This is a genomic window from Mastigocladopsis repens PCC 10914, from assembly GCF_000315565.1.
Taxonomy (GTDB): Bacteria; Cyanobacteriota; Cyanobacteriia; order Cyanobacteriales; family Nostocaceae; genus Mastigocladopsis; species Mastigocladopsis repens.
In genome coordinates this window covers 5148304-5162365 of the sequence record NZ_JH992901.1, presented here as the reverse complement: position 1 = coordinate 5162365, position 14062 = coordinate 5148304, and the positions used below count along the sequence as shown (strand labels likewise).

At 43.1% G+C, this 14062-nt stretch carries 11 protein-coding genes and 1 tRNA gene; 7 read left to right on the top strand and 5 right to left on the bottom strand.

The genetic code is table 11. The features are described from left to right. Positions 1-3: 3 nt before the first annotated feature. Positions 4-1683 (bottom strand): sodium:solute symporter family protein, encoded by a 1680-nt coding sequence (locus tag MAS10914_RS0125000; protein ID WP_017318682.1) that lies wholly within the window; start codon positions 1681-1683, stop codon positions 4-6. A gap of 9 nt (positions 1684-1692) precedes the next feature. Next, entirely contained in the window at positions 1693-1947 is a 255-nt protein-coding gene (locus tag MAS10914_RS0124995; protein ID WP_017318681.1) for a DUF4212 domain-containing protein, read from the bottom strand. 505 nt (positions 1948-2452) lie between these two features. Here MAS10914_RS0124995 and MAS10914_RS0124990 point away from each other — a divergent pair. From MAS10914_RS0124990 to MAS10914_RS0124980, 3 genes are all read left to right on the top strand, one after another. Beyond that, positions 2453-3073, top strand: coding sequence for a pentapeptide repeat-containing protein (locus MAS10914_RS0124990; RefSeq protein WP_017318680.1), 621 nt, complete (start codon positions 2453-2455; stop codon positions 3071-3073). Positions 3074-3118: 45 nt separating this feature from the next. After that, a complete protein-coding gene (locus MAS10914_RS0124985) occupies positions 3119-3433 on the top strand; it encodes a hypothetical protein (protein WP_017318679.1) in 315 nt (104 codons plus the stop codon). A 258-nt stretch (positions 3434-3691) separates the two neighbouring features. After that, positions 3692-3776: transfer RNA gene (locus MAS10914_RS0124980), tRNA-Ser, on the top strand. A gap of 62 nt (positions 3777-3838) precedes the next feature. On the opposite strand, the gene MAS10914_RS0124975 is transcribed toward MAS10914_RS0124980, so the two are convergent. Then, complete coding sequence (locus MAS10914_RS0124975; protein WP_017318678.1) at positions 3839-5053, bottom strand: DUF790 family protein; 1215 nt, start codon at positions 5051-5053, stop codon at positions 3839-3841. 46 nt (positions 5054-5099) lie between these two features. Then, positions 5100-6650, bottom strand: coding sequence for a DEAD/DEAH box helicase family protein (locus MAS10914_RS0124970; protein WP_017318677.1), 1551 nt, complete (start codon positions 6648-6650; stop codon positions 5100-5102). A 444-nt stretch (positions 6651-7094) separates the two neighbouring features. Here MAS10914_RS0124970 and MAS10914_RS0124960 point away from each other — a divergent pair, with 444 nt between their 5' ends. The 4 genes from MAS10914_RS0124960 (at position 7095) to MAS10914_RS0124945 (ending at position 12860) form a co-directional block, all read left to right on the top strand. Then, on the top strand, positions 7095-8942 hold the full coding sequence (locus MAS10914_RS0124960) for a tetratricopeptide repeat protein (protein WP_026082799.1): 1848 nt from the start codon (positions 7095-7097) through the stop codon (positions 8940-8942). 112 nt (positions 8943-9054) lie between these two features. Beyond that, positions 9055-9630, top strand: coding sequence for a Uma2 family endonuclease (locus MAS10914_RS0124955; RefSeq protein WP_017318674.1), 576 nt, complete (start codon positions 9055-9057; stop codon positions 9628-9630). Positions 9631-9762: 132 nt separating this feature from the next. Further along, complete coding sequence (locus tag MAS10914_RS0124950) at positions 9763-10806, top strand: hypothetical protein (protein WP_017318673.1); 1044 nt, start codon at positions 9763-9765, stop codon at positions 10804-10806. Between the two features lie 71 nt (positions 10807-10877). Continuing rightward, entirely contained in the window at positions 10878-12860 is a 1983-nt protein-coding gene (locus MAS10914_RS0124945; RefSeq protein WP_017318672.1) for an Hsp70 family protein, read from the top strand. Between the two features lie 201 nt (positions 12861-13061). Here MAS10914_RS0124945 and crtC read toward each other — a convergent pair whose 3' ends face one another. Further along, complete coding sequence (crtC, locus tag MAS10914_RS0124940; protein WP_017318671.1) at positions 13062-13946, bottom strand: cyanoexosortase C; 885 nt, start codon at positions 13944-13946, stop codon at positions 13062-13064. Positions 13947-14062: the final 116 nt, after the last annotated feature.

The window sequence follows — 14062 nt, the reverse complement described above, 5'->3', positions numbered from 1 at the left end:
CTACTAATGCACAGTCCCAATTGGTTGTGTTTCCTCAATATCTGGACTACGTAAATCCTCCACCAGCGCTTGAATTTCTGCTGGAGGAGGTGGCGTTAGACGAGACACCACATAGGTAACAATCAAGTTCAGCAGCATACCCACAGTGCCAATTCCTTCGGCAGAAACCCCAAAGAACCAAGGTGGCATACCCCCGAACTTAACACCTACGATATATGCGGTAGTGAAAATTAAACCTGTCAGCATCCCAGCGATCGCCCCTTCTTTGTTGGTGCGTTTGTCAAAAATACCAAGGAAGATCACCGGGAAGAAACTAGAGGCGGCTAAACCGAAGGCGAAAGCCACCACCTCACCGACAAACCCTGGTGGATTTACGCCAAAGTATCCAGCAGCAACGAGGGATAAACCAACCATCAGGCGTCCGACAAACAGCCGTTTTTGTTCTGATGCTCCCGGATCGACGATGCGGTAGTAGACATCGTGGGCTATGGAACTAGAAATGACCAGCAACAGCCCTGATGCTGTAGACAAAGCTGCTGCTAATCCCCCAGCCGCTACCAAAGCAATGACCCAAGGAGCCAGTTTAGCAATCTCTGGAGTTGCAAGCACAATGATGTCTCGGTCAATCGTAATCTCGTTCGTGTCTTTTTTTGGAGTTAGCTGTAGCCGTCCGTCACCATTTTTATCTTCAAAACTCAGCAGTTTGGTGCGTTCCCACTTGTTTGCCCAGTCTAACTGGCGCACTTCCTCAATAGTATGGTTGTGCAAGGAATTAATCAGGTTGTAACGAGCAAACATGGACAGAGCTGGAGCCGTAGTATACAAAATGGCAATGAATAACAGTGCCCAACCAGCAGAAAACCGAGCTGAACGCACATCAGGTACTGTATAAAACCGTACAATAACGTGGGGTAGCCCGGCTGTTCCCACCATCAAGGCAATGGTGACAAATAGCACGTCCAGCATGGGTTTGTTGACAAATGGTTGAGTATACTGTGCAAACCCGAGGTCAACCTGAATTTGATTCAGCTTGTCGGCAATATCACTAAAGGTAAATGCAAACTGGGGAATCGGGTTGCCTGTAAGCAATACAGCAATTGCGATCGCTGGAATGAGGTAAGCAACAATCAAGATGACGTACTGTGCTACCTGTGTCCAGGTGATGCCTTTCATGCCGCCCAGCACAGCAAAAAAGCCCACGATGACCATGCCGATGACGACGCCTGTGTTGATGTCTACTTGCAGGAAGCGGCTGAAAACAATACCGACCCCCCGCATTTGTCCGGCAACATAAGTTAGCGAGACAAAAATGGCTGCCACAACTGCCACCAGACGGGCAATGTTGGAGTAGTATCTGTCTCCTACAAAATCGGGTACTGTATACTTACCAAACTTGCGGAGGTAAGGAGCTAGCAACAGTGCCAGCAGCACATACCCTCCCGTCCAACCCATCAAATAAATGGAGCCATCGTAGCCCATAAAACTAATCAGCCCCGCCATTGAAATGAACGAGGCTGCAGACATCCAATCAGCGGCAGTGGCGGCACCATTTGCAATGGAGGGAATTCCCTGATCCGCTACAAAAAAGCCTTTACTATCTTGAACTCGTGATTGCCAACCAATGTAGAGATATAACACAAAGGAGAGTCCAACTATTAAAATAGTCCAAATTTCAACTGACACGGCTTTTCCTCACCTTCTAATATTGTGCTTGCGGTCTAACTTGTCCATTTGAAAGGCGTAGATGAAAATCAACGCCACAAAAATCAAGATTGAACCTTGCTGTGCCATCCAAAAGCCAAACGGTACGCCAAAAAAACGTACTGCATTTAATGGTTGTACTAACAAAATACTGAAAACGAGGGACACCAGCGCCCAAACTATTAAAAGGTTGCGAATTAAAGCAGTGTTTGCACGCCAATAAGAACGACTGTTTTCGCTATCCATTTTTTAGGTAAATGCATGAAAAATGTAACAAAAATACTACCAGAAGTAAGAGTTAGGGTCTAGAAAAGTTTAAAATTCAAAATGATTTTTTTTATTCATAATTTTGTTGAATTGTCAAAGCCTCACACTCTGTCTCCACTCTCATAAGCGAGCGTCCTAAGAAAGCAGTTCTTGAGCAGCTACGTATCAAGTTTTTTATAAGTATTACTTATGAATTTTAAAAGCAAAACTAATTAGAAAATCCTTAAGATTGCTCGAATAGTCTTAATATTTTGTTACATTTATTTACATAAATATGAAAACTAAAAACCATCATGCATGACACCAAAGACAATGCAGTTATCGCCGAATAGACAGACTGAAGCACATTAAATTGCAGAAACCATCCTGCCAGGATGATTGCGGAAACTAGCTTTCCCAATTTTGATTTTTGAATTTTAAATTGCTTCCTATGGTTCTCTAGTCAAATCCAGGTTATGAAATGCCAATCTTTGCAGTCTGTATTATGGATGCCAATGAACTGATAAGACACTACGTGGCTGGTAATAGGGATTTTTTGCAAGTGAGCTTGCGACAAGCTCACCTTAACGAAATCTGTTTAGCCGGAATCAATCTTAGTCAGTCGGATCTAACTGGAGCGGCTTTATCAGCGGTGAATTTGCGAGGAGCAAATTTAAGTGAAGCGACTTTGGCGGAAGCAAACCTATGGAGAGCCGACTTAAGCGAAGCTTTTATGATTTGGGCAAATTTGTACAAAGCAAATTTGATCCGAGCGAGTCTTTTCAAAGTGGATTTGCACAAGGCTACCTTAGCTAAGGCTGACTTACGGTTAGTTGATTTACGCTACGCTGACCTGAGCAACACAAATTTAGAAGGTGCAGATTTACGCTACGCTGACCTGAGCGGTGCTAACTTAGCAGGTGCTAACCTGAGCAAGGCAAACCTAACAGGAGCAAAACTGAGTAAGGCAGATTTGTATAAAGTAAACTTGACCAAAGCCATTTTGTCAAGAACTGACTTGTGTCATGCTGATCTAAGCAGCATTAATTTAGACGGTGTGGATCTGCATGAAGCAAACTTAATCGGCGCAAACTTACCAGAATCATCCTCAAGTAGGGCAAACTAACGGTATCCTGCACAGTGCTATCATTCATCCATTGAAGAATGACTAATGACGACCCTACCCAGAGGACCAATGATTAATCCACGAGAACAGCCCTATCACCGAAAACCTTACAAGCTGCCAGAACCAGAGCCAGTGCCACAGCCGTGTCAGCATATAAAAATTTTAGATTGCAACAAGCCAATTAGCCGAGTTTTTTACGAGTGCTATCATTGCCGCCAAGGGTTGTTGACTGAATGCAAGGGACATCTTCCAGTGCAGGAGCTTAAGTTACCCTGTCCTACCTGTGGCAAAACTGCTATCTATCTGGTAGCAAATGAGGTTCTTTCAACAACGACTATCCCCTCGCCTTGGGGGGAATAGACTTCTTACAAAAGTTCCCCGTTGCATGGGAGAAGTCGATGCAAGTGGGGAATATATATGACCTATGAACAGGTAAAAGACCTCAAAACAGAAGACTTTAAACGCTTGTGTAGTGTACGTCCTTTGACTTTTACCTAAACGCTAGAGGTGGTGCGACGATTTGCCCTTACGGGCAATCGCCGTCAAATACATACCAGATGTTATAATTAACAAGTATTATTTGACAGTTTTCAGGGTCTTTTGACTGCAAATAGCTTTGGAGAGGTGTCCGAGTGGTTGATGGTGACGCACTCGAAATGCGTTTTAGGGTAACCTAACGGGGGTTCGAATCCCCCCCTCTCCGTTTATAGAGTTTCTGCTCTAACCGTGGCATTTGTTTCAGTAGTCTTCGTGTCATTCTCCTTTTTATTCCATCACTGCTAACACCGATTTTGGCAGCAATTTATCTTTAAACCAAACAATCCTAGCAGGCACATCATTTAATTTGACTCCTGCTTTATCCAAATTCAATCGCTCAGAAATTGCCAAAATCAAGTTATTGCATCCGGAACGTCGCACCTGTGAAAACTTCTTTTGTAAATACTCCGGTCGCCAATAACCTACAATTTCTAATAAGAACGATCGCCCATCAGGATGAACTAATCTAAAATCGGGAATCATGACACTTCCAGGAATGGGAATGAGGTCAACTTCTCGCTCTAATGCCCAATCAGTTTTCATTGATTCCCACTTATTAGCAAAAGATTCTTCCAGCATACTATCGTATGGCTTGCCGGCTGAATAATGAGACACCAAACCACACTCTGAATTGAGGGTAAAACGTCCTGTTTTCCAAGTATTTGTGTAGACATCACGAATTTGCAGCGTGGCGCAAAGACTCCATTTTGTCACATGAAGTAAAGCCGGGATAAGTTTCGCTATAGCCAAACCATAGCGCGTACTTGGAGTAAACAAACTCGTAGGACCATCAATCGTAATTGTAAACCCGTGGTCAGCATCTCCCTCTATGTAAGACATTAATTGAAACAGCTTGAGATAGCGAAACAAAAGCTTATATTGTCCCGGAACATTACGATGAGCATTTATCACCAACTGACTCGCCTTATAAAACACCCCCTGCACCTGAGATAAATTGTATCGATGCAAGACTTCCTTAGGTGCTGGTGCATCAAAAGTAGTTAAAATCTTATTCTCAGACAAATCTGCATATAACCCTTCACGAACTTGTTTCGGCAAAACTTCGCGCTCAAGTTCATGACTCAACTCATCAGCAATTTTTGTCACAGTCACCTGTGTTAATTCTCGACTCGGAGGAGACTTCGCCGCCAGAGCAAAAACCCTTTCTCGTAACATTTGAGGTTCCAAAGGACTCACCACCTCAAACGTGCAAAAACTGCTCTTAAGGATATAAGCCAAACCACGCTTCAACCTATAATCAGGGGTATCCCCCTCCAACTCCAATAACTGACGCTCAAGCGCACCCTGAGTATCACCTACCGCCTTTTGAAAACAAGCCATTAACTCAGTGGCTAAAGCCAAATTCTGATCATCAATCTTCAGTCTCTTCGGGATTATTTCCTCGCCGTTTTGTCTGTGACTGAGTAACTCTGTTGGTAACATTGGAATTTTAAACCGCAGATGGACGCAGATAATTATTGAAACATGATTAGGTTTCTTCCGGGTTTATCGGCGGTTTTTTTTGAACTTTATAATTTATTTCTAACTGTTCAGCAGCCTTAAGACTCTTTTCCTTTCCACTTCCATAAACAACCCGCAAATTCCCTTTCTTCTCCTCCTCTCCTCTGCGCCTCTGCGGTATGTCCTGCGGACACGCTGCGCGAACGTTTCTCTCCACTCCTCTTCTCCTCGCCGAGGTTCCCTCTTCACTCGTATCCTCTGCTACTACCTCATATAAAATTGCCTGCTTATTATTATCCTTTCCTTTTCTTAACACCCTTCCCAATCTTTGAATATACTCGCGTGCCGAACCGGTACCAGATAAAATAACAGCAATAGAAGCCGCAGGAACATCAACACCCTCATTCAAGACATGAGAAGCAACCAGCGTTTTATATTCTCCCTCACGAAATTTGGTTAATATTTCATGGCGTTCTTTTACAGGCGTTTGATGAGTAATTGCTGGCACAAGAAACTCTTGGGAAATCAGGTAAACCGTGGCATTATCAGCAGTAAAAATCAAAACCCGTTCTGGATAATGTTCTGTCAAAATATCCGCAAGAAGTCTTATCTTCCCATCAGTCCCCAAAGCGATTTCTTTCGCTTCGCGGTGTGCTAACATTGCCCTACGTCCAGCTTGCGATCGCGCACTCATTTGCACAAATCTTTGCCACCCTTGAAGACTCCCTAAAGAAATCTTTGATTCCTTCAAAAACTCGTTGCGAAGTTGAATCAGCTGATTGTACTTTTCCCGTTCATGCTGTGATAATTTGACCTTAATTTGGACAATTTCATGTTCTGCTAGCGCCTTCCCTGCTAAATCTTCAGCCCTTTTACGATAGACTTCTTTTCCTATCAATATATTTAAGTCGGCGTGTTTGCCATCTGTGCGTTCTGGTGTGGCGGAGAGTCCTAAGCGGTAGGGTGCGATCGCGTATTCTGCAATCACTCGACTAAAATCTGTTGGCAAATGATGACATTCATCAAAAATTAATAAAGCATACAGATTCCCCAGAGTTTCTGCATGAATTGCGGCACTATCGTAAGTCGCAACCAGTACTGGTGTTCTATCCCGCGAACCACCCCCTAGCAACCCCACTTCAGTATCGGGAAACGCCGCCTTGAGATGTGCATACCACTGGTGCATTAAATCCAGCGTTGGTACAACAATCAGCGTCGTGCGCGGTGTCGCTTGCATCGCCATTTGCGCCAGATAAGTCTTTCCCGCTGCTGTGGGAAGCACAACCACCCCTTGTCTTCCTGCGAGTTTCCAAGCTGCTAACGCCTCACTTTGGTGGGGGTAAGGTTCCATTTCCAGACTAGGAACCAACTCTATGGGATAAAATGCCTTAGCTTCATCGATAAACTCAGTATTTTCCGCTTGCAGTGCTTCCACTAAAGCACGGTACTGGATAGCCGGAATGCGGAATTTTTCCACTCTATCATCCCATGTAGCATAATCCATCCAAGCTTTGCTGCGTGGTGGCGGATGCAAAATTAACGTGCCACGATCAAAGGTTAATGTGGGGGTGCGAGCCATTTTTCGCTTGTGCCAGCTTTCTTAACATGAATGCAAGATATGTCTTACATTTAACTATTAATAACGCAAAAGCTGCTTGACACTCCCATAGTTAGGTTAACGGATTCTTAAGAGTCAATTCTAACTCGTAACGGTTTAGGGAGATCCAAATAAAAAAATGCCCAACCTTCAATAATGAGTTGGTGTACGAGTTGGCGCAAAGTCTGCCGGACAGAATCCTCTGTCCGGCAGACTTTGCGCGTGGAGGTTGTCAAGCACCCGAAGGGCACAGGACTTGCGTTGGGCTTTTTTTTTCTTGTAAGTGCCTTAGCCAAAAATCCTTTAGACACTTGGAAGTAGGGGAAGTCAAATTAATTTCTTTTTCTCCCTCCACTCCCTCCACTCGCTTCTGCAGTTTGACCGACTCTGGAATTAGAATTGACGTATCGCTTTCTGGTTGCTAAAGTGTCTGATTCTCTGCCATTGCGCGAAAAGTATCTCGCCTTAATCGACGAAATTGTCCAAAACACACTCAAGGGCAAGATAAGTTCCCAAGAGCATGTGTATCAAATGTTGCTTAAAGGTGTGACGGCTGACACGGGGGAAGTTTTTGAGCTAGCTTTGAGCGATCGCCTCAATTCCACCCAGCAACAAGTAGACACCGAAAAAGATGAACTCAAGCAAGCGAAAGCAACCCGTAGTCTCAGGGCAATTAAGACCATTCAAAGTCAATGGCAACGCGCTCAACAGCAAAATAAAGCCACAGAAGCTATCGTCTCAGCAATAAAAGAAATTACCACTGCCCAAACAGGGGGGCGGCTAGCTGCATTCTTACGCATAACTGACCCCAACCGCAAGAATGCTCTAAACTTCCAGCAAATACAGCAAGTGTCAAAATCTTTACAGCAATTCGCCACCGCAGATTCTGATTTCCAAGAAATATCAGAAGGTATCACCCGTGGTGTGGCTGCTTGGCAACGACTGCAAGACCACTTGATTAGCTGGATGTACGAGCAAAGCCGGGAGTCGCTGGGATTTGGTGGTGTACCGGGAGAACAAGGTCCTTGGGCAACTTGGGCAAAGCAAGTCAATAGTACCTTCCTCCAAGCACTGTTTCGCACCTTAGCTTTGGAGCAATCTGCAATAGACTTTGCCCAACAGCAGCGCAGTATCACCCTCAGCGACTGGGTAGAAATGGCAGTGATTTTGCAGTACTTGCAACGGGGGTTAGTTAACTGGTTTGACCAACAACCATACAATGTCAAGGCAGGGTCAAAGTTGTCGATTTCGACTTTTTTGACGTTTGCAGTCATTTGGAGTCAACTGGCAGATGGTTTTAGTAGCAGTGCGGCGGTGTATACTGCTGGTTGTTCTCAAGTGATGCTACAGATTCTGCGAACCTTTGCACAGCGTCCATACTTTCCTTTGTACGGGGGAATTTTTGCCTCTTTTTCTGGCACCTACTTGCGAGATGCGCTGAATTACCTGGATGAACCACTGCGTCAAGTAGAGGGAACTCAGGAAAAAGCACGAATTTTGACACTATTAGGCTATTCTCAGCGAGCCTTTGGGCAATATAGGCGCTCTGGTCAGTTTCATCAGCAAGCACTAGAGATAGCACGCAATGCAGGCGATCGCCCTTGTGAAATTGCCAATCTCAACCACCTCAGCCGTAGCTGCGTTGCCCAACAAATGTATGCTGAAGCAATAGACTACAGCCAACGCGCATTAATACTTAGTCGGCAAACCGGCGATCGCACGGGAGAAGCAAATGCTCTGGTCAATTTGGGCTACAGCGAAGTCATGCAAGCACAGCAGCTAGAACAAACAGAACCAGAGATTTATGAAACAGCAATTAACTACTTACAACAAGGTTTAACACTATCAGAAAGGTTGGGTGATGTTCAAAGTAAAGCTCTCTGTTTTAGTAGTTTAGGGATAGCCTATTTAGTTATTGAACAACCTCAAACAGCAATGAAATATTTGGAAGACGGCTTCCAAGCAGCACAATTTTCTGGGGATTTGTATCTCCAAGGTTTAAATTTGGCTAATTTGGCAGAAGCTTATTATCATCTACAAGACCAAGAAAAAGTAATTTACACTGGGTGTTTGGGAATGTATTTGTTAAACCAAATTTCTTCAAATGAATGGCGTAAACCAGCAAGTTTGCTAACAAGTTTACGCGGACATCTAGGGGAAGAAGCTTTCATTAGTTTATTGCAGCAAAATCGTTCTAAAATCATTCCTGTGATTGGTGTAGATGGGTATGATTACATTCCGCAACTGTTAGAAGAATATAAGGGAAGTATGTAGGTAGAATTTTGATATTTATCGTCGCTATCGTCGCCACCCTTTTGAGCGTGTGTTTCAACTGTAGTCACGATATCCCTATTAGCAATCCAGGATATTAGCGAGGCTTTATCGTATGGTCAACCCTACCATCGCCATTCCCAGAATATTCAAAGTGAGTCAAGAGCAGTTCCAGCAACTTGCCACCGTTAACCGTGATTTAAGGCTAGAGAGAACCGCGACTGGAGAGTTAATCGTCATGCCTCCAACCGGAAGCGATACAGGAAAACGAAACATAGACATTGAAGGGCAACTTTGGCTATGGAACCGTCAAACCAAGTTAGGGGTAGTATTTGACTCATCCACCGGATTTCACCTCCCTAATGGTGCAGACCGCTCACCTGATGGGTCTTGGGTGAACTTAGAGCGATGGGAAGCACTCACACCTAAGGAGCAAGAAGGTTTTGCTCCCATATGCCCAGATTTCGTTGTAGAACTGCGTTCACCCTCTGACAGCATAGAAACGTTACGGGCAAAGATGAGGGAATACATGGAAAATGGAGCTAGTTTGGGGTGGTTGATTGACCGCAAAAATCGAAAGGTAGAGATATACAGGCAAGGCCGAGATGTGGAAGTATTAGACAATCCCACTACTCTATCAGGAGAAGATACGCTATCGGGATTCGTCTTGGACTTAACCGAGGTTTGGTAGCAATATCATATCCGCACAACGTTAATACATACTTAAAAATACTACTTCAAGGGTTGTGCAAACCCAACCAACATAAATATCGACTGTGAGATAGCAAGGGTATCATAGAAATGGGATGCCCGGAAATTTATTATGAAAACGCTTATATCTCATTACAAAGAAATAAAAGAAAAGCTAAAATCTCAATTAGAACGTGCAGAAACAACTGAGCAAGTTCTCAAGATAGTTCAAGAAGAGATTAATAAGCTTGCAGACTACAGTGGTGATTACATTAAAGGATTGACCCCACCACAGGCACGCCTTGCCATAGTCATGTTAAAGGCACTCAATCAATACACTAGCATTTTGATATTAGTCAAACTGCAAGATTCAACCCCAAATACTCTAGAGAAATCTAACAGCAGTGCCAACTCCCAATCCGAAAGCCAGCTAGGCTTGACTGAGTTAACCTCTAACACTTTATCGCCATTTCACACAATTATTCAGGTAGAAAAAAATTTAAAAGCATTGACATCGCTGGATTATTACAAACAGGCGTTATCACAACAAGTACACAACAACCGCGAGGTTATGAGTAGCCTACTTGCTGGCGGTATAACAGGAACCTTGGCTGGGGGTTATTCATGGGGGTTAATAGGAGCAATTACGGGTGGAGTGATTGGAAAAATAGTTCAGCAAACACAGTTGTCTGAGAACGCAGGTATCGTTCCACAGTTAGAACCTGCTAAAAATGAGTTGAAAATAGCTGTCGATATTGATAAATTACTTGACCATCTCTATCAAGCTTTTCAATCAATTGACCTAACTGTTGCTGCTTACGGGGGCACCCAAGAGAAAGCACCCAATCCCGGTTTGGAAAATCATTTGGACTTGTTAGAGTACCTACAAGACTTGATGGCAGAGGGACTGGATGAACAAACTCAACTCCCAATTGCCGTGCGTAGGCGCATTGAACAAGCTGCAACGATTTTGAGACGCTACGGAATTGAGACACGAGTTTATCAACCCACAGAAGAACAGGACTTGGGAATGGAAGCTTGGTCAATGTTCTACTTTGAGCCGAGTCTCGACCCACAAATTACAGATTACATAACCCTGAAGCACGCTTTTGTTAAAGATGATCAGGTACTCTTACCAGGGTCGGTCGTTGAGCCTGCATCGTCTTCAGCATCGTAGGATAGGCAAAATCCATCATTTTACTCTCGTTCTCACGCAGAGCATGGAAACGAGTCAATAGTATAAATTCTATGGAGCAGACAGAATTACTAATGCACGACTATCATAATATTAAAATCATAGGATTTGATTTAGGGCATGGAGAAACGGCTCTGACCTGGGTGCGAGCAGATAATCCAGAAACGACTCCTCAAAGTCTACTGATTAATAATAGGAAAAGCCAAATTACCGCCATTGCTCATCATCCTAAAAAAGGAATTTTCATAGGGGAAATGGCGTGTCAAATGCCTGATGCTACCATCTTTGAAATTGCTTTTAAATCTAGGCGATTTAATGAAACGGCATACAAAAAAAACATTAAAGAATTTGTCAATGCTATTTACAAGCATTTGATTGATACTAAACAAATTCAGTTGGAAGATAACAACCACTTTTTCATAGGTTGTCCCTCAGGATGGTGGCAAGAAGAAATTGAGAGTTACAAACAACTTCTTTCTGAAGATTGCTTGCCAAATGCAACCGTAGTCAAAGAGTCACGCGCTGCTTTAATGCATGCCAAAGAAAGTGGCATATTCACTATAGAAGAATTACAAAAGTCGGTGCTGGTTATCGACATTGGTTCGTCCACCACAGACTACACCCTTGTCAAGGGTATGTCTGACACCCCGATAGATTTTGGGCACGACTTGGGTGCATCTCTAATTGAAAAAGAAATTCTCAAAAAAACGCTGGAATGTCAAAGACAATATAGGGAGGGACGCGAAGAAATTTTACGACTTGGAGAAATTCTCAGAGATGAAGAAATTTTGCAACTCGAAGAAATTTCGCAGCTTGAAAAAATTTTTGAGCAAAACCCAATATACAAAAATCGCTGTGAACTCCGATGTCGTAAAGCAAAAGAAGAGTATTTTACCTATCAAGATTCTTACGAAGAGAACTTAGTTAATGTAGGTATTGAGGATATTCAAAGAAAATTTAAATTTTTGCCCTTGGTTAATGGCAAAATTATGAACGCAATCCTCAGCCAACCTCTGCCAGAACTTGACAACAAAAGTTGGCATGATGCTTTCCGTGATCAGTTACAGGCAGTAAAACAAAAGTTAGAGCACATAGGCTTTCAACCCAGTGCAATTCTCCTCACAGGTAGTGCTTCTAAAATGTGGTTTGTTCTAGAAATATGCCAAGAGATATTTCCCAATTTGCCTTGCAAGAGAGACGGAGAGCCTGAACTTAGTATTGCTAGAGGATTGTCACGTTGGGGACGGGTCTACATCCGCACAGCGGGATTTATAGAAGAAATCAGTCAATTCCTTGACCAAGAACTGACAGGTATTGTTGGAAATCACATACCGGCATTTTTGGAAAAATTAGCAGAGGAACTGGCAAATGGTTTGGTAGATGAGGTCATAAAACCAAGTGTGCAATCTTGGCGGAACAGAGACATCATAACGCTCTCATCTCTTGAATCTGAAATAGAGCAGAAAGCTAAAGTTTGGCTAACAGGAAACGATGCTAATGACAAAATGACAACTTGTTTAGTTGAGTGGTTGTCACAAGTTCAGAACGAGGTTAGGGAAAAAACAGATTCAATTTGTAGGAAGTATGGTTTACCACTAGACACCTTTGGTAACAAAACAATTGACTTGGGTGACCACACTCAAAAAGTTCCTACATCCATATCTTTTGATGATTTAACCGGACTTTCTATATTTGTTGGACACGTTGTTGCTTTAATCGTAGGTGTTGTCCTAGCAGGATTATTCCATATCCTACTTTTTGCTGGAATCATTGCACCGATTGTTGGGATATTAGCTTATTTTCTAGGGGAGTCCTTAGTTAAGGATACAGATATACCTGGCTGGATACGCAAATTGGTTCCAGATCAGAAAATTGACGAACTAGCATATCAAAAGAAACCAGAGTTGCAGCAAAAAATCCAACAGACTTTGACTCTAGATCCAACAATAGCTGTCAAATTGGGTAAATCTATTAGTGAGTGGCTTAAGGAGAGTGTGCAAGAGCAAGCGGATAAGGCTAGATTGCTCATTGCTTAATGCTTGAGCGTAGTAAGTACTTTAGCACTCTTCGTGCTTACTACGAACGATATGCATCATCTTCATTTCGTTACCAACTTTTGCAATCCTGAACTTAGAGAGCGATCGCTACTATTTTGAATAGCATTTTTCGGAATTGCAGATATTATGGCACGAATGAAATAGAAGTATGAAATGTCCTAGATGCCTATCAAACCGACATCAGAGCCGTGATTTGACAGAGCGTTCAGAAAAAATAGCCTTCATCAAGTAATAGTAAATTGTGAAGAGAATTGTTGAGAAGATTTGTTCACCCCATCCACCGTGCCAAAATTCAAATGCTTCTTTCCCCCAAAAGGAATTTGCAAACGCTAGCAACATAATTCGGGGTACATTCAAAACAAAAGCCAAAGTAATCCCTACAATAACTAATCCTACTGTTTGCAGCCAGCTTTGCTTAAGAATTAAGCCTAATAACAAGCTAGTTGTAGCCATAGTAATAGCCATATCAGTGCCGGTACAGCCCCACTCTACCTGGATTGCACCTGTGCCTAAATAGATCAAATTATGAGTTGAAGTCGCTGACTGACCTATAGCTTGAAGTGCTAGACTACTACTCCAAGCCACCAATTGTTCTAGAGTGTGGTAATTAACAGTTCTCCACAGATAATCAACGAGGTAATTTGGTGTTGGATGTACGCTCAGGAGTATCAAGAAAGTAGGGCATGGGTACTTCTTAAAGAAGCTTACACCCCAAGAACTTAAAGTAATCCCAACTAAAACCAAAAACCACAATAGAGCCTGTGGCCAGAAGGCGAAACGACAGAACGGAAAAAGACCCACACTCGTTAGAATTAGGATGTGTCCTAGTCGCCTCTGTTGGACAGGAGCAATTAGCTTAGCAAGTTGGTTTCGCTGATGCCATAACTCTTGTATTGCCAGATAAGCAGCTACAAAGACAAGTAAAGGAAACGCAACACCGTGAACAACCAAGTTTAGTAGATTTCCTAGCCAACTAGGCAGGTACCACAGACCTACTACAAGACCACATAGGACAATCCAATCGTGAGCAGTTCTTGGGCTTTTACACAACAACAGCCGACCCATATTGTCTACCTTTTACCACATTTTTACAGGACTGGGATTCTATGCATTGGTACAATCTCCAGAGCTAACCTTAAGCAGCAATGCTATCTCCCCGCTAACTGCTCTCAGTAGTATGC